This window comes from Streptomyces sp. NPDC058459 (assembly GCF_042721685.1).
Taxonomy (GTDB): Bacteria; Actinomycetota; Actinomycetes; order Streptomycetales; family Streptomycetaceae; genus Streptomyces.
The window spans coordinates 1-16,966 of record NZ_JBHXLV010000071.1; the positions used below are offsets into that span (position 1 = coordinate 1).

Annotated in this window: 20 protein-coding genes; 10 read left to right on the forward strand and 10 right to left on the reverse strand. The window is 65.6% G+C overall.

What is annotated here, in order from left to right:
• Positions 1-37: 37 nt before the first annotated feature.
• Both ACFWN1_RS15750 and ACFWN1_RS15755 read right to left on the reverse strand, forming a co-directional pair.
• The gene (locus tag ACFWN1_RS15750) at positions 38-718 is read right to left on the reverse strand and encodes a response regulator (RefSeq protein WP_384361956.1); all 681 of its coding nucleotides are present in this window, start codon (positions 716-718) and stop codon (positions 38-40) included.
• A complete protein-coding gene (locus tag ACFWN1_RS15755) occupies positions 715-1,986 on the reverse strand; it encodes a sensor histidine kinase (RefSeq protein ID WP_384361958.1) in 1,272 nt (423 codons plus the stop codon). The genes ACFWN1_RS15750 and ACFWN1_RS15755 overlap by 4 nt, the downstream gene beginning before the upstream one ends.
• Before the next feature lie 202 nt (positions 1,987-2,188).
• Between ACFWN1_RS15755 and phoU the strand changes: the two genes are divergently transcribed.
• From phoU to ACFWN1_RS15770, 3 genes are all read left to right on the forward strand, one after another.
• On the forward strand, positions 2,189-2,860 hold the full coding sequence (gene phoU / locus ACFWN1_RS15760) for a phosphate signaling complex protein PhoU (protein WP_384361961.1): 672 nt from the start codon (positions 2,189-2,191) through the stop codon (positions 2,858-2,860).
• Positions 2,861-2,923: 63 nt separating this feature from the next.
• Positions 2,924-3,322 (forward strand): DUF6234 family protein, encoded by a 399-nt coding sequence (locus ACFWN1_RS15765; protein ID WP_384361965.1) that lies wholly within the window; start codon positions 2,924-2,926, stop codon positions 3,320-3,322.
• Positions 3,323-3,509: 187 nt separating this feature from the next.
• The gene (locus tag ACFWN1_RS15770; RefSeq protein ID WP_384361968.1) at positions 3,510-3,665 is read left to right on the forward strand and encodes a hypothetical protein; all 156 of its coding nucleotides are present in this window, start codon (positions 3,510-3,512) and stop codon (positions 3,663-3,665) included.
• An 18-nt stretch (positions 3,666-3,683) separates the two neighbouring features.
• Here the strand turns inward: ACFWN1_RS15770 and ACFWN1_RS15775 are convergent, their stop codons facing one another.
• Both ACFWN1_RS15775 and ACFWN1_RS15780 read right to left on the reverse strand, forming a co-directional pair.
• Positions 3,684-4,136 (reverse strand): hypothetical protein, encoded by a 453-nt coding sequence (locus ACFWN1_RS15775; protein ID WP_384361971.1) that lies wholly within the window; start codon positions 4,134-4,136, stop codon positions 3,684-3,686.
• 77 nt (positions 4,137-4,213) lie between these two features.
• The gene (locus ACFWN1_RS15780; protein ID WP_384361973.1) at positions 4,214-5,401 is read right to left on the reverse strand and encodes a low temperature requirement protein A; all 1,188 of its coding nucleotides are present in this window, start codon (positions 5,399-5,401) and stop codon (positions 4,214-4,216) included.
• A gap of 176 nt (positions 5,402-5,577) precedes the next feature.
• On the opposite strand from ACFWN1_RS15780, the gene ACFWN1_RS15785 reads away from it, so the two are divergent.
• The 4 genes from ACFWN1_RS15785 to ACFWN1_RS15800 all read left to right on the forward strand — a co-directional run bounded on the left by ACFWN1_RS15785 (position 5,578) and on the right by ACFWN1_RS15800 (position 8,876).
• A complete protein-coding gene (locus ACFWN1_RS15785) occupies positions 5,578-5,895 on the forward strand; it encodes a hypothetical protein (protein ID WP_384361975.1) in 318 nt (105 codons plus the stop codon).
• A 7-nt stretch (positions 5,896-5,902) separates the two neighbouring features.
• On the forward strand, positions 5,903-6,346 hold the full coding sequence (locus tag ACFWN1_RS15790) for a DUF6879 family protein (protein ID WP_384361977.1): 444 nt from the start codon (positions 5,903-5,905) through the stop codon (positions 6,344-6,346).
• A gap of 15 nt (positions 6,347-6,361) precedes the next feature.
• Complete coding sequence (locus ACFWN1_RS15795) at positions 6,362-7,210, forward strand: helix-turn-helix domain-containing protein (protein ID WP_384361980.1); 849 nt, start codon at positions 6,362-6,364, stop codon at positions 7,208-7,210.
• A 511-nt stretch (positions 7,211-7,721) separates the two neighbouring features.
• Complete coding sequence (locus ACFWN1_RS15800) at positions 7,722-8,876, forward strand: protein-L-isoaspartate(D-aspartate) O-methyltransferase (RefSeq protein WP_384362032.1); 1,155 nt, start codon at positions 7,722-7,724, stop codon at positions 8,874-8,876.
• Positions 8,877-9,051: 175 nt separating this feature from the next.
• On the opposite strand, the gene ACFWN1_RS15805 is transcribed toward ACFWN1_RS15800, so the two are convergent.
• Positions 9,052-9,993, reverse strand: a complete 942-nt coding sequence (locus ACFWN1_RS15805) for a restriction endonuclease (protein ID WP_384361982.1) — start codon at positions 9,991-9,993, stop codon at positions 9,052-9,054.
• Positions 9,994-10,802: 809 nt separating this feature from the next.
• Here ACFWN1_RS15805 and ACFWN1_RS15810 point away from each other — a divergent pair.
• A complete protein-coding gene (locus ACFWN1_RS15810) occupies positions 10,803-11,048 on the forward strand; it encodes a hypothetical protein (protein ID WP_384361985.1) in 246 nt (81 codons plus the stop codon).
• 343 nt (positions 11,049-11,391) lie between these two features.
• On the opposite strand, the gene ACFWN1_RS15815 is transcribed toward ACFWN1_RS15810, so the two are convergent.
• Both ACFWN1_RS15815 and ACFWN1_RS15820 read right to left on the reverse strand, forming a co-directional pair.
• The gene (locus ACFWN1_RS15815; protein ID WP_384361988.1) at positions 11,392-11,823 is read right to left on the reverse strand and encodes a hypothetical protein; all 432 of its coding nucleotides are present in this window, start codon (positions 11,821-11,823) and stop codon (positions 11,392-11,394) included.
• A 211-nt stretch (positions 11,824-12,034) separates the two neighbouring features.
• Positions 12,035-12,757, reverse strand: a complete 723-nt coding sequence (locus tag ACFWN1_RS15820; RefSeq protein ID WP_384361991.1) for a hypothetical protein — start codon at positions 12,755-12,757, stop codon at positions 12,035-12,037.
• Positions 12,758-13,246: 489 nt separating this feature from the next.
• Here ACFWN1_RS15820 and ACFWN1_RS15825 point away from each other — a divergent pair, with 489 nt between their 5' ends.
• Positions 13,247-13,756 carry a hypothetical protein gene (locus tag ACFWN1_RS15825; protein WP_384361994.1) on the forward strand — a complete coding sequence of 170 codons (510 nt, stop codon included), beginning with the start codon at positions 13,247-13,249 and terminating at the stop codon, positions 13,754-13,756.
• Positions 13,756-15,405, forward strand: coding sequence for an ATP-binding protein (locus ACFWN1_RS15830; RefSeq protein ID WP_384361997.1), 1,650 nt, complete (start codon positions 13,756-13,758; stop codon positions 15,403-15,405). Before ACFWN1_RS15825 ends, ACFWN1_RS15830 begins: the two co-directional genes overlap by 1 nt.
• Before the next feature lie 251 nt (positions 15,406-15,656).
• Here ACFWN1_RS15830 and ACFWN1_RS15835 read toward each other — a convergent pair whose 3' ends face one another.
• The 3 genes from ACFWN1_RS15835 to ACFWN1_RS15845 are packed head-to-tail and all read right to left on the reverse strand — an operon-like array spanning position 15,657 to position 16,916.
• Positions 15,657-16,037: a hypothetical protein gene (locus tag ACFWN1_RS15835; protein ID WP_384362035.1), complete on the reverse strand. Its 381-nt coding sequence runs from the start codon at positions 16,035-16,037 to the stop codon at positions 15,657-15,659.
• Positions 16,037-16,462, reverse strand: coding sequence for an ATP-binding protein (locus ACFWN1_RS15840; protein WP_384361999.1), 426 nt, complete (start codon positions 16,460-16,462; stop codon positions 16,037-16,039). The genes ACFWN1_RS15835 and ACFWN1_RS15840 overlap by 1 nt, the downstream gene beginning before the upstream one ends.
• A gap of 46 nt (positions 16,463-16,508) precedes the next feature.
• On the reverse strand, positions 16,509-16,916 hold the full coding sequence (locus ACFWN1_RS15845; RefSeq protein WP_384362038.1) for an NUDIX hydrolase: 408 nt from the start codon (positions 16,914-16,916) through the stop codon (positions 16,509-16,511).
• Positions 16,917-16,966 lie beyond the last annotated feature (50 nt).

Here is a 16,966-nt window from a genome sequence, read left to right on the forward strand (position 1 = left end):
GTGCCCCCCTCCTTCACGTACCGGCCGCACGTGCGGTCTACGGCTCGAACTTGTAGCCCAGCCCGCGCACCGTCACCAGATAGCGCGGCGCGCCCGGATCGGGCTCGATCTTGGCGCGCAGCCGCTTCACATGGACATCGAGGGTCTTGGTGTCGCCCACGTAGTCGGCGCCCCACACCCGGTCGATGAGCTGCATCCGGGTCAGCACCCGGCCCGCGTTGCGCAGCAGCATCTCCAGCAGGTCGAACTCCTTCAGCGGCAGGTCGACCTTGGCCCCGGACACCGTCACCACATGGCGGTCGACGTCCATCCGGACCGGACCCGCCTCCAGCGCGGCCGGGGAGATCTCCTCCGGCTCGCCGCGCCTGCGCAGCACGGCCCGGATACGGGCGACCAGCTCGCGCGAGGAGAAGGGCTTGGTGACGTAGTCGTCGGCCCCTATCTCCAGGCCGACGACCTTGTCGATCTCGCTGTCCTTGGCGGTCACCATGATCACCGGGACGTTGGAGCGGCCGCGCAGCTGGCGGCACACCTCCGTACCGGGCAGCCCCGGCAGCATCAGGTCGAGCAGCACCAGGTCGGCGCCGTTGCGTTCGAACTCGTCCAGGCCGTCGGGGCCGGTCGCGGCGACGGCCACCTCGAAGCCCTCCTTGCGCAGCATGTACGACAGGGCGTCGGAGAAGGACTCCTCGTCCTCGACGACGAGCACTCGGGTCACGGAAGGACCTCCGGGGAGGGAAGCGAAGCGTACGGGGATGGATCGGCGGGCCCGGACTCGTCGCCGAGTCCCGGCTGCCTGGCCGCGCGGTCGCGGGCGACGCCCGCCTCCGGCAGCCGCAGGGTGAAGGTGGAGCCCTGGCCCTCGGCGCTCCAGACCGAGACCTCGCCGCCGTGCGAGGCGACCACGTGCTTGACGATGGCGAGGCCGAGGCCGGTGCCGCCGGTGGCGCGCGAGCGGGCGGGGTCGACGCGGTAGAAGCGCTCGAAGATGCGCTCCTTGTCCTTGTCGGAGATGCCGATGCCCTGGTCGGTGACGGCGAGTTCGATCGCGTCGCCGCCGGGCGCGGTGACGCGGCGGGCGGAGATGCCGACGCGGGTGTGGGCCGGGGAGTAGTTGACGGCGTTCTCGACCAGGTTGCCCAGGGCGGCGGCGAGCTGGCCGCGGTTGCCCCACACGTGCAGCCCGGCCCGTACCGCGCCGGGCGGGTCCTGGATGGCGGTGGCCATGTTGATCTGCTTCGTACCGGCCTGCTGGCGGCAGCGGTCGACGGCCTCGGCGACCAGCTCGTCCACCCGTACCGGCTCGGCGTCCTCCAGCGGGTCGTCGTTCTGCACCCGGGAGAGGTCGATCAGCTCCTGGACCAGGTTGGTCAGCCGGGTGGCCTCGATCTGCATCCGCCCGGCGAACCGCTGGACCGCGTCGGGCTCGTCGGCGGCGTCCATGACAGCCTCGGAGAGCAGCGAGAGCGCTCCTACGGGGGTCTTCAGCTCGTGGCTCACATTGGCCACGAAGTCACGGCGTACCGCCTCGATGCGGCGCGCCTCGGTCAGGTCCTCGACCAGCAGCAGCACCAGCCGGGAGCCGAGCGGGGCCACCCGCGCGGACACCGCGAGGGCCTCGCCCCGTCCGGTGCCGCGCCGGGGCAGGTCCAGCTCGACCTGCCGTATCTCGCCGTCGCGCCGGGTGTCGCGGGTCATCTGGAGCATCGGCTCCACGGCGAGCTTGCCGCCCCGGACGAGGCCGAGGGCGTACGCGGCGGAGCTGGCCTTGACCACGGCGTCGGCCTCGTCGAGGACGACCGCGGAGGAGCGGAGCACCGAGAGCACGGTGTCCACGCCGGGCGGGAGCACCGCGTCGGTGTGGAGGGAGGTACGGGTGGGGCGTTTCAGGTCGCGCTCGCTCCAGCGGAACGCCAGCATGGCGATGACACCGGTGAGTACACCGCCGATCGCCGCCGCTGCGGCGACCGCCGCGTTCACGTCCATGGCTCAAGGTTAGGCATGGCGTCCGCCCTGACCACAGCCATGGCCGTGCGACCTCGGACACTCGTCGCCCAGAGTTCACCTTCCATCCAGTGATGGTTCATTCGGGAGGGCGGAAACGGACGCGTACGGGACAGAACGTGGGAACGTGGGGTCCGGCCAGGAACTTGGGGCCCCGACGACACGTAGTAGGAGAGGGAACCTGATGCGGGACGCGTACCACGAGGAACTGGACTCGATCGGCGACGGTCTGGTGGAGATGGCCCGGCTGGTCGGCTCCGCCATCGGGCGCGGCACCACCGCCATCCTGGACGCCGACCTGAAGCTGGCCGAGAGCGTGATCGAGGCCGACCAGCGGGTCGACGAGATCCAGCACGATCTGGAGGCGCGCGCGATAGCCCTGCTGGCGCGCCAGCAGCCGGTGGCGACGGACCTGCGCATCGTCGTCACCTCGCTCCGGATGTCCGCCGACCTGGAGCGCTCGGGCGACCTCGCCCAGCATGTGGCCAAGCTGACCCGGCTGCGCTTCCCCGAGCGCGCGGTCCCGCAGGACCTGCACGCGACCATCCTGGAGATGGGCCAGCTCGCGCAGCGCCTCATGGCGAAGGCGGCGGAGGTCATCATCACCAAGGACGTCGATCTCGCGCTCCAGCTGGAGCAGGACGACGACGAGATGGACCTCCTCCACCGCACCCTCTTCCAGCACCTCATCGACGACCGCTGGAAGCACGGCATCGAGACGGCGGTCGACGTCACCCTGCTGGGCCGCTACTACGAGCGCTACGCGGACCACGCGGTGGCCGTCGCGAAGCGGGTGGTGTACCTGGTGACGGGGGAACACGCGGACGAGATCCAGCAGGAGGGCTCGGGCGGCTGAGCCACCCTCTCCTAAGTACGGGTGCTCATGTGCGGCCACGCCGGCCGGCCGCACGCTGTCTCCATGACCGCACCCCTCCCGGCCCCGAGACGCCGGTTCCCCTGGTCGCGCCGGACCCGCCCGGGGGTGGACCTGTCCCTTGCGATCCCCCTGCTCCTGCTGGAGATCGGCTGGCTGACCCTGGACGCGATATACGGCCACGGCTTGGCGGTATGGGCGGCCCAGGGCGACCGGGCGGCGGCCGACGCGGCGGACCTCGCGTTCATGGAGCGGCTACGGGTGCTCCAGATCGTGGTCGTCGCCCTGGCCGCCCTCGCGGCGCTCTTCCGGGCCCGGTGGACGGTGATCGTCCACCTCCTGGTGGCGCTGCTGGTGGGGGGCGCGCTGGCGGGGGTACGCGCGGAGTGGGAACGGGGGGACGACTCGTCGCCGGGGTGTGTGCGGTACGGGCCGAACTGCTGAGACTGTCCGGCTCCACCGCGTGCTCCAGGGCCGCCCTCTCCTGTCCGGTGCGGCGGGTGAGACGTGGATGCAGGGGGCTCGTGGTGGTGATCCGCGGCGTGCGGGCGCATCCGTGCGCCGTTGATGCGCCCAGGGGAGCGGGCATGGAATGGGTGGGGGCATCTTGCCCCCGCGTCGAGGAGGACCCATGCCCGAATCCCCGAGCACCACGACCGACCCCACCCAGGACCGCGACACCGACCAGACCGCCCGGCCCAGGAGCCTCCCGCTGATCGCCGCCTGCGGGTGCGGCTCGGGCTGCGGCTGCGGCTGCCAGCAGGGCGCGCCCTGCCAGTGCGGCTGAGGAAGGCGGCTTCGCGGGTCAGCGGATGTCGAGCGGCTCCGCCCGCACCGCCGTGACGTGGCCTGCCGTCAGCGCCCACCGCACCGCCGACGGCGCCCTGACGGCCACGGTCCCGGCGCGGTCCGCTCCCGCCACGGCCGCCTCGTTGTGAATCGTGCTGTCCTTCCCGGCGGAACACTCCACCGGGAAGGACAGTCGCACCGGCCGTACGACCACCCGCAGCGTCCCCTTGCCCCGGCACCGCACCTCGACGAAGAGCGCGTCCCCCTTCTTGCCCTTGCCGAACTCCCGGACGGCGTTCCCCGAGGTCAGACTGGGGTCGTCGGGCAGCGGCGTGTCGGTGGCGGCCCTACGCGGCGAGGGCACGGCCCTGTGCGGCGCGGACTCCCCCTTGTCGGACTTGTCGGAACGGTCCTGGGAGCAGGCGGCGACCGGCACGAGCAGCGTCGCCGCTCCCAGTCCCACAATCATGCGGCGAATGGTGTGCACAGGCGACAGCCTGGTCCATCCGGCCCGCTTACGGCGCTTGTTGGCCGAGTCCGTCCGAATCAAGCGGTACGAGCGGCGCCCGGCGCGGCCGTCTGCCCCGACATCCCGACCACCGCCGCCACGAGCACCGACATCACACACCCGGTGGCCAGTACCGGACCCGGGATGAAGGTGACCGCGAGCACGGCGAGGACACCCACCGCCCAAATGACGTCCAGCGCACCGAACTTGACCGCTCCTCGGTGCAACAGCCGCAGCACGGCGACGTACAGCGCGACCGGCACCGTGTACGCGGCCGCGATCACCGGCCGTTCGAGGTGCGCGTGCCCGGTGAGGTGCGCGATCTCGACGGCGAGCCCGGCGGCGACGGCCGCCGCGGAGGCGTAGACGACATAGTGGCCGTAACCCCAGCGGAGCGCCGTGGCCAACCGGTTGAGCTTCTCGGGCGCGCTCTGGGTGAAGTACAGCCACCACATGGCGAAGACGGTGAGGATGCCGCCGACCACGAGCGGGGCGATGTCGCCGAGGGAGACCTCGGTGTCGAGGGCGGCGCGCACGGTGCCGGTCGCGGCGGTGATGGACTCGCCGAGGACGATCAGGGTGAACAGGCCGTACCGCTCGGCGATGTGGTGCGGGTGCCAGGTGGTCTGCCCGGTGCGCTCCGCCCAGGCGGGGACGGCGAGTTCGGCGACGACGAGCACGAGGAAGGACGCCAGCCCGGCCCCGTCCGGCAGCCACAGCCGCCCGACCCAGCCGAGTTGCAGGACGAGGATGCCGGCCGCGTACCGCAGACACGTCCGCCGCCGCTCCGGGTCGCTGCGGGCGGCGCGCAGCCACTGGCTCACCATGGCCAGCCGCATCACGACGTACCCGTAGGTGATGACCGTGAAGTCGTACTCCTGCAACGCCTTGGACGCCCCCGCTGCCAGCACCAGCGCGCCGGCGATCTGGAGCAGGGTGAGCAGGCGGTACGGCACGTCGTCGGTGTCGTAGGCCGAGGCGAACCAGGTGAAGTTCATCCACGCCCACCAGATGGCGAAGAACACGAGCACGTACCCGAGCACACCGTGCCCGAGCTTCCCGGCGGCGAGTTCGTGCTCGAAGGCGGCCGCGGTCTGGGCGACGGCGGTGACGAAGCAGAGGTCGAAGAAGAGTTCCAGGACCGTGGCGGTGCGGTGCCGTTCGGTGCTGGGGCGGGGGAGCATGGGGCGGTGCCAGGCACTGCCGCTGGGCTGTGGGTGGTTCATGGGGTCCCGTCACATGGGTGGGGTCTTGTGGGAGGTCATGCTGCCGTGCAGCCCGCGGCGCGGGTGGACGCGTGGCCGGTTCACGACTCTCGTGCGTATCTCCGCCCTATCAGGGGATGCCCTTCGCGGTGAGGCTCGTGCATGCTGATGCGATCAACTCGACAGCGGGAGCGCGCATGACCCTGAAATTCCTCGGGATCATCTCCAACACTCCTACCGATGAATCACCCACCATCTGGCTCCACGAGGAGTCTGGAGACCTCCTGATCCAGTCCTACAAGGCGACGGAGAAGGAGATCGAAGAGTGCCAAGCGGCAGGTTCCGTGCCCGGCCATTCGACAGATGTCCCGGACCACGAAACGATCATCAGGCTACCGGCCGAAATGCTGAACTACATTCCTCGCCCCGACGACGGAGAGGACGACCGTGCAGGCACCAGCACGCGAGGCTCTGGCGAAGGCCCAAAAAACTGCCGTACACCTGGAGTTGCGTGACTCGTACATGTTGGACGACCCGGAGTTCATCGCTTGGCAGAACGGAAAGCGGCACGCCCCCACCGACCGGTCGTCGTGGTGGGGTGGTTGGCACGACGCGGTACAAAATGCCGTCGCCCGTGGAGTGACCGTACGGCGGGCTCGCATCGTGTCGGAGCCGCTGAGTGCTTATACCCGCTACGAATACGACCTGACGTTCGCGAATCTCGCGGCAGGCGAGGCGGTTCGCTGGCTGCCCCGACGCCGGACGACGGATCTCGCGGTACCCGGGACAGACTTCTGGGTGTTCGACGGCACATTGGCCCTGTTCCATCACTTCACCGGAGACGGGCAGTTGGCGGACGACGGCCGGGAGTACACCGACGACTCGGCGCGGGTGAGACTGGCTACCGAGGCGTTCGAAGAAGTCTGGCAGCGAGCGATCCCGCACGAGGAGTACCGGCCCTCCTGAACGTCGGCCACGCACATGACCGCATCGCCTTCCTCCAGCGCCCAACAGGCTCGGCAGACTCTGGCAGACCGCCTTGCGGAGTTGTGCCGGGATGCCGGCTGCACCGGTCTCGTACTCTCCCAACGCTGCGGCTGGAGCCGGTCCAAGTCGTCCCGGATCATGAACGCCCGGACGCCTCCGTCCGAGGACGACATCAGGGCATGGTGTGCCGCCTGTGGAGCCGGGGACCAGACCGAAGACCTCATCGCCATGCTTCGGACCGCCGAAGGCATGTGGGTGGAGTGGCGGCGCATGGAACGCGCCGGACTCAAGCGGGCGCAAGAGGTCCGGCTCCCCCTGTTCGAGCGCACCCATCGCTTCCGCTCCTACTCCTCATGGCTCGTGCCAGGGCTGCTCCAGACCCGGAGCTACACCGAGGCCGTACTGCGTGCCGTCCAACAGCGGCGAGTCGCGGTGGACGACGTGGCGGAGGCGGTGGTCGTCCGTATGCAGCGGCAACACGTGCTGCGTGGGGGCGGACGCCGCTTCGCCTTCCTCGTAGAGGAATCGGTGCTGCGCAACGGGCTCGGCGGCTCGGACGTCCAGCACGAGCAGCTCGGCCACCTGCTCGCCATGAGCGCCCTGCCCAACGTCAGCCTGGGCGTGGCACCAATGCGTCCCGACCGGCCGCGCATGCCCGTAGAGGGTTTCTGGATCTTCGACACGACCCAGGTGAACGTTGAGCTGGTCTCCGGGCACCTCACGATCACGCAGCCCAGCGAGATCGCCATGTATGCGGAGACGTTCGCAGAGCTTGCCGACCTGGCCGTCTACGGAGCTGCTGCCTATGAGTTGATCACTTCGGCGATGGACGCCCTGGAGTGATTGCCGTGCAACCCTGTGCAATCGGCTGTCAGCCGGGGTCGCCCACTCCCTAGCGTTGTCGCCATGCGGACCACTGCGAAGGGGCGGGCATGGCAAAACCGAGGACGTATCCAGGAAGTCCGATCGAATTTCTCTCCCTGGAAGAGAAGTTGGAGCCCACGCCTGTCGACGGCTGTGGAGGTTGCCGCGAGCTGGCCAATCTCCGGGACCGGGCGCGTGTGGGCGGCGACATGACCACCGTGACCGACTGCAACGTCCTCATGGCACGGCACCCGGACCGGCATGGATGAGCGCTTCTACTGATTCCCGGCGCGCAGGAACGCGGCGTTCGGCTGGACATACGGAGGTACGGAATGCGTGTGTGGTGGCTCACGAAGACCGATGGCGGCAATCCGCAGGACGACAGTGACAGCGGTAATAAGCACGGCGGAGGCGGCTCGGACGAAGGCGGCAACACGAACGACGGCCAGGGCCCGGCGGACGGTCGCTGAGCGTGAACACAGAGAGCGGCATGGGGGCGGGCCCTGACGGGCTCGCCTCCGTACTCATGGAAAAGGGCGCGCTGACCAACGTCTGGCTTCCCGCCTACCGGGCGGTTCCCCGGCACATCTTCGTCCCTGACGTGATCTGGCCCGGCCGCGCCGGAATGAACCGCCAGAGCGACCGGATGATCCGCGCCGACGAGCCCGAGGCGTGGTGGGAGGCCGTCTACCGTGACGCGCCGATCACCACACAGTGGGACGACGGTGCGTACACAGGACCCGGCAGAGGCCGCATCCCGTCCAGCTCCAATTCCATGCCGACCATGGTGTTCTCCATGCTGGACGCGCTGTCCGTCGAGCCCGGCCACCGCGTGCTGGAGATCGGCACCGGCACGGGCTGGAACGCGGCGCTGCTGTCCCACCGGGTCGGCGCGGAGAATGTCTTCACCGTGGAGGTGGACGCGTCCACTGCGGAGGCTGCGCGCAAGTGTCTCTGCGCCGTCGGCTTCCACCCCGTCACCGTCATCGGAGACGGAACGGAGGGATACGCCAAGGGAGCGCCGTACGACCGCGTGATCGCCACGGCATCCATCGGACGCGTGCCCCGACAGTGGCTCGCCCAGACGACGCCAGGCGGGATCATCGTCGCGCCGTGGGGGCCGGTGTACGGCGGTGAAGCCGTGGTACGGCTCACGATCGCTGGGGACGGGTCCGCTTCAGGCCCATTCCTCGGCTCCTCCGCATTCATGCGACTGCGCGCCCAACGCATGGACCGCAGGCACGTCCGCGAGTACCTCGGAGGCCGTAAGTGGCCGGCCTACGGCCACCGCAGCATGACCAGTCTTTCCCCCGAAGCAGTGGGTGACTGGCCGGTCATGTTCGCCATAGGGGTCCAAGTTCCCGACGCCTTCCCCTGGGCTGAGATGTACGACGACGGCTCGTACACCCTGTGGCTACGGGACACAACGGTCACTTCCTGGGCGACCGCCGACTACTTGCCTGACGGCGAGGAATTCGAGGTCTACCAGTCCGGTCCCCGTCGGCTGTGGGACGAGGTGGAGACCGCCCACCGCTGGTGGGACGAACAGGGACGGCCAGGGTTCGATCGATTCGGTCTTACTGTGGCCGGGGATGGCGAACGGGTATGGCTGGACGAACCAGGCAACGTCGTCCGCGTTGGTTGAGCTTGCCTAGGAGTGAGCTTCTTTCACCGACGCTCTCCCTCAGCTGGCCATCGTCGCGGAAATCTTACGCAGGCATGTCAGGGACATGGACGGACGGCGCCACGGGAGTTTGCTTCAACCGGCGGCACTGCACCAATAAGCACTATTCGCCAAAGTCGATAGCGGCCTGTGAAAGTTAAAGATGCATGGCAGCGGCCGGGAAGTAGCAATCACCGGTGCGGCTTGCATGCTCAAGCTTGCGGGCAATTAGAGCGTCAAGGCGGATGCGTCCGTCGAGGACGCAGAACAGGTCGCCTCCGTCCACAGTAATGAACGAGGTGCTGCGCTTGAAGATGTCGCGGCCACCCTCTGAGAAGCCGTTGACGCTCACAAAGAGACCAAGCGCATTCTTGCCCTTGCGCTTAACCTTGCCGTCGAAGTTCGTCATATGCTCGGCTTCCACCGCACCAGCCAGCCACTTGGCCTCAACCACATAGTGGTTTGTGTCGTGGTAGATCGAGCCATCGATTTGCTCACCCTTCAAGCTGTACGCAAGCGTTGGCTCAAGATCGAATAGAGTGAAGAGCCGATGCAAGAATGTTTCGAACTCCCGGCCCGCCTGCTGGCGATTCGACATGCCGTGAAGCCGAAGAAATTCCTGCCTCAATTCACTCAGGATTTCCGTAAAGCCTCGGGTTCGGTTAACGCTTTCACGGTGTGCGGCAAGCTCGGCCGCGAACTTCTCACGCTCCTCAGCGATGGCCGCGTGCCGCCCCACCCACTTTTCCAAGTTGGTTACAGCTGCACGCGCCTGAGACAACAGATCATTAGCATCGACTTGCTTCGATAGATTCGGAAAGCTATCCAAGCGCGATATGTCAGTCATTAGTTCTACCGTGAGGTCGCGATACCGCTTCTCTTCAGCCATAAGCATATTCACGAGCTGAGCCGAGGTCTCACGCTTGGTCGTCGTGAAATCGATTCGAGTCAACAGTTCCGGGTGTTCACGAAGGCGACGGCGGACGTCTTGTTGATACGCAAGCTTATTCCAGTTGATCGTGGTCAGCGCCTCGATCAAAGCTCCGTAGGCATCAGGGTGGATCTTCTTGTTCGTTACACCCGACTGCACCTCTACCATGGCTCGCCCACTTTCAGACGCCCAACGGCCCAACGAGACCGTTCCTACTGATAACCCATCAGAGTGTATCCGGGCGGGCCGACAAGGTGGATACATACACTCAGCGTCACCCTTTGGCCATAGATAACTCCCGCAAGATGGTGGAAGTTTGATCACGGATTAAGAGCGGACGTGGTGGGGAGCTTGAGGACACCCTGAGAATCTGACTTATAGGGACGTTGCCAGTCACTAGCCTCCGCAGGCACCGCACCGCTCGACCTCAACCGGCAGGGGAGGCACGCGTTCGATCTGCGGGTGCGCGAGCGCACGTCGATGCTATCAGCGGCTCGGTCTGGTCCCGTCCAGCAACTAACGGACCAGAGATGATCCAGAGGCGCCGAAAAGCCAAAGCCCCCTCCCAGCGGAAAGCCCGCAGGCAGGGGGCTTCTTCGTGCCTGCCTCCTCCTTCTTGCCCTGGGTCTTGCCGGGGATCTTGGTGAGCTGGGTTTTCGCTGGTCAGGAGTGGTGGGTTCGTGCGCCTGGTGGTCGTCGTTGGTTGTCCTTGGCCACTGTCGAGCGACCTCGGACGGCCCAGGGACGGCCCAGCTTCGGTGCGCTCGGCTGACGGCCGCCACCTTGGACACACCCCGTCTGAACCTCAGCCGACGACAGCCAGCCACGACGGCGGGTGCACCGACCGACCAGGCACGCGTATGCCTCGCTGCACCCCCACCGGCCTCAGCCACGCTGCCGGTGCCCTCGACCAAAGCAAGCTGTGACGACAGAGCCCTCGACGTGCTGCGGCCAAGGGGCTCGCATACCTTCACGTCATGGACTTCAGCATCACCGCGGGGGAGGAAGACATCGTGTTCCACGTGGCGAGCCTCGTCCAGGACGGCCTCTCACCCACGGATGACGACCAGGCGGAGGAGCTGGGTGACGAGGTTCGCCCCGCGCTGCAATCGCTCCTGGGCAAGGGTTGGCTTGTGGTCGACGAGGATCGCGAGCTGGCCTTGTCCACGATCGCGCGGCATATCGTGTCCAGCCGCAGGGATACCGAGGGGCCGCAGGCGTAGCAAGACAGCTTGCGGTCGACCTGATTCGCCTGCTGCTCTGCCATCGAGGTTGCCACGACCCGTCATGTCCAACGGGCCGCACAACGGCATCGACATGATGCTACTGCCCGGAGTGTGAGCAGCGATTCTCCGTCACCGGACAGGTCGTCGACTGTTCCGACTGAGAACCGCCCCGGGGTGGCAAGGTTTGAACCCACGACCTCTTCGTCCCGAAGCAACTTGGGTAGGGGTGCTGCCCTGCGGCGGCGTGGCTCTCACCTGCGCTGACAGTCCGCAGACGTTCGCGCTCGTTCGCCGCTGTTCGCCCGCGTGGTCACGCAGTTAGACACCCGGTGCTGCGGCGTCAGCCGCAGGCTGCGCGACTTGGCCAAGGGAGCCCGTCGGGAAATTGATCCGCAGGCCGGCCCGCTCGAACGAAGTCGTAATACTCATCTTGGACCATGCCCTGATTGACCCACCTCCATGGCACCGCACCCGTGGCCTCCTTGGCGGCAGTTAGCGCGGTAGACGGGTCCTCAGCCGTGGCAACGAGTCGGCCGAACTCCTCCTCATCCGCGTCAGCATCGAACGGTGGAAACTCGACCAGGTCGAAGAAGCCGTCATGGCCGACGTCCTCAACGGCATAAACGAAGACCTCGTAGGACGCCTTCCCCGGACGGACCTCGACGTAAGTGATCCCGGGCCGATCCGGAACACCGATCGGGCCAAGGAACTGTTCCACCGGCCGTCCCCGCTTCAGGGCCCCGACAACGAAAGCCTCTTTCAGGTAGCGCACCCGGCAAATCCTACCCAGCGTCGCCGACCTGCGGTGCCGATCAAGCTCCCAGCTTGGGAAGCTGCGGGCATTTCCGGGCGGTTCGAGGGCTGATCTGGTCGAACGGTCGGATCCTGGCGCCGTCGGGCTGGGCGGCTTTTCCCGTGATTCCCCGCTGTTCCCCACTCGATCTGGTGCGGATGTGGTGCAGTCATCGAGATCGGGAGCCGAGTCAATGCTCGCGGCGGCCGCATTCGGCTGGGTAAAAGGAGGAGCCAGGGGCGTGCTTGAACGGTGTTTGCCTGAATTCGATGCAGGCGGTGCCCGAGACGTCGGCGGTCAACGCGTCCATCCAGAGGGTCTGCAGGGGTTGTTCGAAGGGCGGAGGGACGTGCAGTTCGGCTTCGACCGGCGTCTGGAACGGTGTGCCTTCAAGGGCGGCGATGGCGGTCAGGCTGCCATCAGCCTGGAGCTCCGCCTCCTCGATGGTCAGCCACCAGTGGAGGTCTGCCTCTGCTAGGAGTTGCTTGCCATGGATCCCACGGGCGAGAAGAGCGGCGCGGCGGCCGCGGATGTGTCGCGCTATGGCGCAGCAGAGCGGGACCTGGATGTCGTAGGGAGTGTCCACCCGGTTGTGGCCGGCGGTCGGGAAATAGTCCAGCGCGTTGGAAAGGAGCCCGAGGGCTGCGTCCTTGATGCGTGGTCGTTGACCGTGCTCGATGAGGTCCAGCAGGATCGGGGTGGCTGCGTAGGCAGCCGGGAACACCATGGCAGCGTGCGCGCAGACGAAGCCACAACCGGCAAGGAGGGATGCCGCATCGCCCGTCTCGTTGGCGGTGGTGGACACCGTCAGCAGACGTAGTGCGTGTGCGACGCGCTCCGGATCGTCGCACGGATGCGACGTCGGGTTGGGTAACGTCGACCAGTTCACGGCGTCTACGGCGTCAGAGGTCACTCTCACATTCTGCCGCCTCGGCGTGAAATCCTCGGGCGCTATCTGGGGACGTCGGCCTGAGCCCTGAGCTTGGGAGCTCGGGTCTGGCCGCGGTTGCAGCGGCGACCTGTGACGGAGCGATATTGGAGTCCTGGTCGCACTCGGGGCAAGTTCCCGCTGTTCCCCGTGGTTCCCCGCAGGATCTGGCACGCGAATGGCACGGCCTCTTCGCCTCGAACGTCCATTGGCGGACTTGGGCCCCGGAGTGTCTGAGCCTCAGCCGACGACAGTCAGCCACGACGGACGGTCCGCGAGCCCTCGGCTGGGGTGGTGCGGCGAGTGCAAGCGCTCGTTGAACGACGTGGGGTCTCTGTGACACACGCACCTGCTACAAGCCATCCCCGCAAACACTGGGTGAGCCAATCGCTTGGTGGGTAGTGTGGAACGTTGTCGGGGCCGACTACCCTTGTGGCCCTGGCCAGGGTTACGCAGGGGGGTAGCGCAGATTACATGCCAATAGTCACGCTTGCCGATCAAATGCTATTGCACATTTCCACCAGCAAGAGCGCGACAATATCAACACTTCCAGTAGGTGGCAGCAAATATCCGTTCCCCACGGCTCAATTGCTGCAGCAGATCGTCTCGGATCGTCTGCTTCTATCGGGAGGACATCTCCGAGCGGGTGACGCTCTACTTTTTGCGACACAATACAGATCGGCCATCAGTCGTTTCTACTACGCAATGTATCAAGCGGCACGCGCCATCGCGTTTGCGGAAATTAAAGGCGACGATCACGAGCGCCATAACATCCTTCCGCGAAATCTCCCGGCGGGCATCGATAGCCCGGTCGCGCGTGAGGCTGAACTCGTAGATGCCCGCCTGCTGCGCAATCAGGCTGATTACGACATCTACCCAATCAACGAATCCGATTGGGAAAACGATGCTCGTGCACTTTCAGCAACAGCGGCCAACTTTGTTCAGATGTGTGAAATTTTCGCCCTGACGAATGGATATATCTGATGTCGGCAACTGATTACGAAGCTCGAATCGCTCGGGTACTTGACGATGCAGACATCCCCATCGTGCGTGTCGAGGAAAGGTCATTTCCTGGCGAACGATGGCTTCTTGTTTGGGTGGACGAAGACTCGATAGCGGCAGCGCAGAGTCTGGCTGGAGCTATTGAGCAAGAACTAAATTCCGTCCACGATACGGAAAATGAATCTCTCGCTGTCACCTTTAGACCGCATCGTACCGATGTTGAAAAACCTCTGGTCCCGACGCCAAAGACTGTCCTCGCGTCTTCAAAAGTTGACCAGCTGATCCAGCTGCTGGAAGCTAGGTCGCGCACATCTGACGCACTTCCCAGCCTAAAGTACATGGAAGATCCCCGGGCTAGTCTGGCCGCTATTGGTGCGTCGCGTCACCACCTCGTCTACGGTCGACGTGGTGTAGGGAAGACCGCGCTCCTTCTTGAGGCTAAGCGTCTCGCCGAGAGAGAAGGGCACGTAACGGCGTGGATGAATGCCCACACCTTGCGACTAATGAGCCCATCTTCCGCTTTCCTTATGATTGCGGAGACTGTACTAACCTCCTTGATTCAGCATTCAGGCACTTCCCAGGGTGATTCATTCGCCCGCCTAAAGGATCTCGGCGAGAAAGTCACATCTCTTCGGGCCGCTGAAGGGGATGCAGAGCTCGGCGAAACCATCGCAGATTTGAATAGGGGATTGCGGGCGGTCCTGCGAGCGGGGATCGTTCGTCTGTACCTGTATCTCGATGACTTCTACCTTTTTCCCATCTCCGCGCAACCGCATCTGCTTGACTACTTGACTAGTATGCTGCGCGACTGTGACGGCTGGCTGAAGGTTGCTAGCATTGAACGCTTGACGCGACCTTTCGAGCCATCCTCGCATATCGGCATTGAAATTCCGCATGACGCATCCAAGATCGATCTGGACGTGACTTTGGAAGATCCTGAGGCCACCCAGAAATTCTTGGAGTCCGTGCTTACAAACTACACGGAAACCGTGGGGATCGCTAAGCCGTCGAGTATCACCCGTGATGCAGCGCTTGGCAGGCTGATTCTCGGTTCAGGTGGTGTACCAAGGGATTACTTGAACCTTTTCGCCTCTTCGATCGTGGCAGCTAGATCCCGGACAAACGCTCGAGAAGTCGGACAGGAAGACGTCGCAGATGCCGCCGGTAAGGCGGCGCGAGGGAAACTGAGAGATCTAGAGCAGGATGTTTCTGCAGATAACGCCGATTCTTTGACCTCGGCTCTCGAATACCTTTCGTCGTATGTTCGGGGAGAGGGGTACACCTACTTCCGCGTCGATGTTGCCCAAAAATCTCTCCCGGCCTATGAGACTCTTGCACGCCTCGTTGACCTCCGGTTTGCGCACCTGATTCAGGCTACGCTCTCAGATCAGCACCGCCAGGGAGTCAAGTATGAGGCGTACATTCTCGACCTAAGTCAGTACTCAGATGTGCGCTTGAAGCGAGGACTGCACGTACTTGACCTCGATGACGGCAAATGGACTTTTAGATTGAGCGGCAAGGCTAATACGCTCAGGAAATTGAAGAGCACTCTATTCCGAGACGAGTTGCGGCGATCGCCTGTACTCGATCTGGAAGCACTTGGGCGGCATGCGGGCCTGAACACCGCATGAGGTCGGTAGAACAGCTTTGGGAGCCGTGATCTTCGAGGCTCGCGCCAGAGTGGCTGCGCAAAGCCATGTAGCCGACCGTCCCAGCCGCGATGAACCCCTGCTTCGGCATCTCATGGTTGATCGCTCTGAGCGCGGCGCGGGCGCCGGCCGGGCTGGAGCAGGGCGGAGACAGGAGCGCAGGCCCGGCCGGCCCCCGCGCCGCGCGCGGGGAGCGGAGTGAGCCGCCTTGAACCAGTAGAGAAAGTTGCAACTCACTTGGGCCTGTGGGGCTTGAAGGCGTTTGCGCAGGCTGGGAGTTCGGCGTCTTGGCGGTTTGCCAGCGGCAGGAAGATGACCGGCCGGATCGTCCATGTGATGCGAGTGGTGGCCTGGGTGACGGACACGGTGCAGGGTTCTAAGCGCAGGAGGGCTCGTCGGGTTTCGGCGCGGCCGTCGTGGAGCCAGGCCCAGACCTCGTCTGAGGCGTCCGGGTCGAGTGCGGGTGAGATGGTGCGCAGTGCGATGGCGACCCACCTGTCTGCCTGGGGTGCGGAGTAAGCATCGAAGGATGCCCGAAGTGCCGGCCACTGCATCCCGTCGGTGAGGTCTTCGGTCCAGCACTCGCACCAGAAGCCTCGTCGGGGCTTGTCCATCAGCACGGGTGGCCTCCCCGCTGGGCGTTCACGAAGAGTTCCGCGGTGACCGTGTAGCCTCCGCCCGCGCCCTGAACGACCACCCTGTGCGCGAGGGCGCTGACCATACCCAGGCCTCGGCCGTGCTCGGCGTCCTGGTCCTGGTACTCGACCTTCGGGACATCGCCGCCTCCGTCGTCCGTCACCGACAGCGCGACGACCTGCGGGGCCACCGCCACGGTCAGGTGGAAGCTGCCGCGTTCCCCGCCGCTGCTCGTGTGAAGGAGCGCGTTGGTGCTCAGCTCGCTCACGATCAGGGCCGCGTCGTCTGCCAGAGGCGATCCGCGCAGGATGTCTCTCGTCCAGCGGCGGGCCCGGCTGACCTCTTCCGGAAATCCTGGGCAAGTCAGTCCCCAGACTCGGACTCGACTCGTATACTCGTGCATACAAGTTCCTTCATGCAGGTAGGCCGCCATGTGCAGCGGGTTCGGACTAGACGAGTTTCACGCCGTCGTGGGCGCGGATGGCCGGCGGGGTCGTCGCGTCGAGTGCGTCCAGGACGCGGATCGCGTACGCCTCGTCGGTGAGTTCGGTGACCTCATCACGGGTGGCCCAGCGAAGGGCTCGCGTCTCGTCCCCGGTGGTGGGGGAGCCGTCGATCGCTTCGCAGCGGAAGACCAGCGAGACGATCAGGCCCGTCATGTTCTTGTAGACGCCAGTGAGAGTCGCCGGAACGGCGATCTTGATGCCGGTCTCTTCGAGGACCTCGCGCTGGAGGCCGTCGGGGATGGTCTCCTCGCGTTCGAGGACACCGCCCGGCGGCTCCCACTTGCCGTTGTCACGCCGCTGGATCAGGAGGGCGCGACCCTGGGCGTCGACTATGACCCCGGCGACGCTCACGGAGTGCGGGCGTTCTGTGCTCACGTTCCTCGGCCCTCTCGGCTGACTAG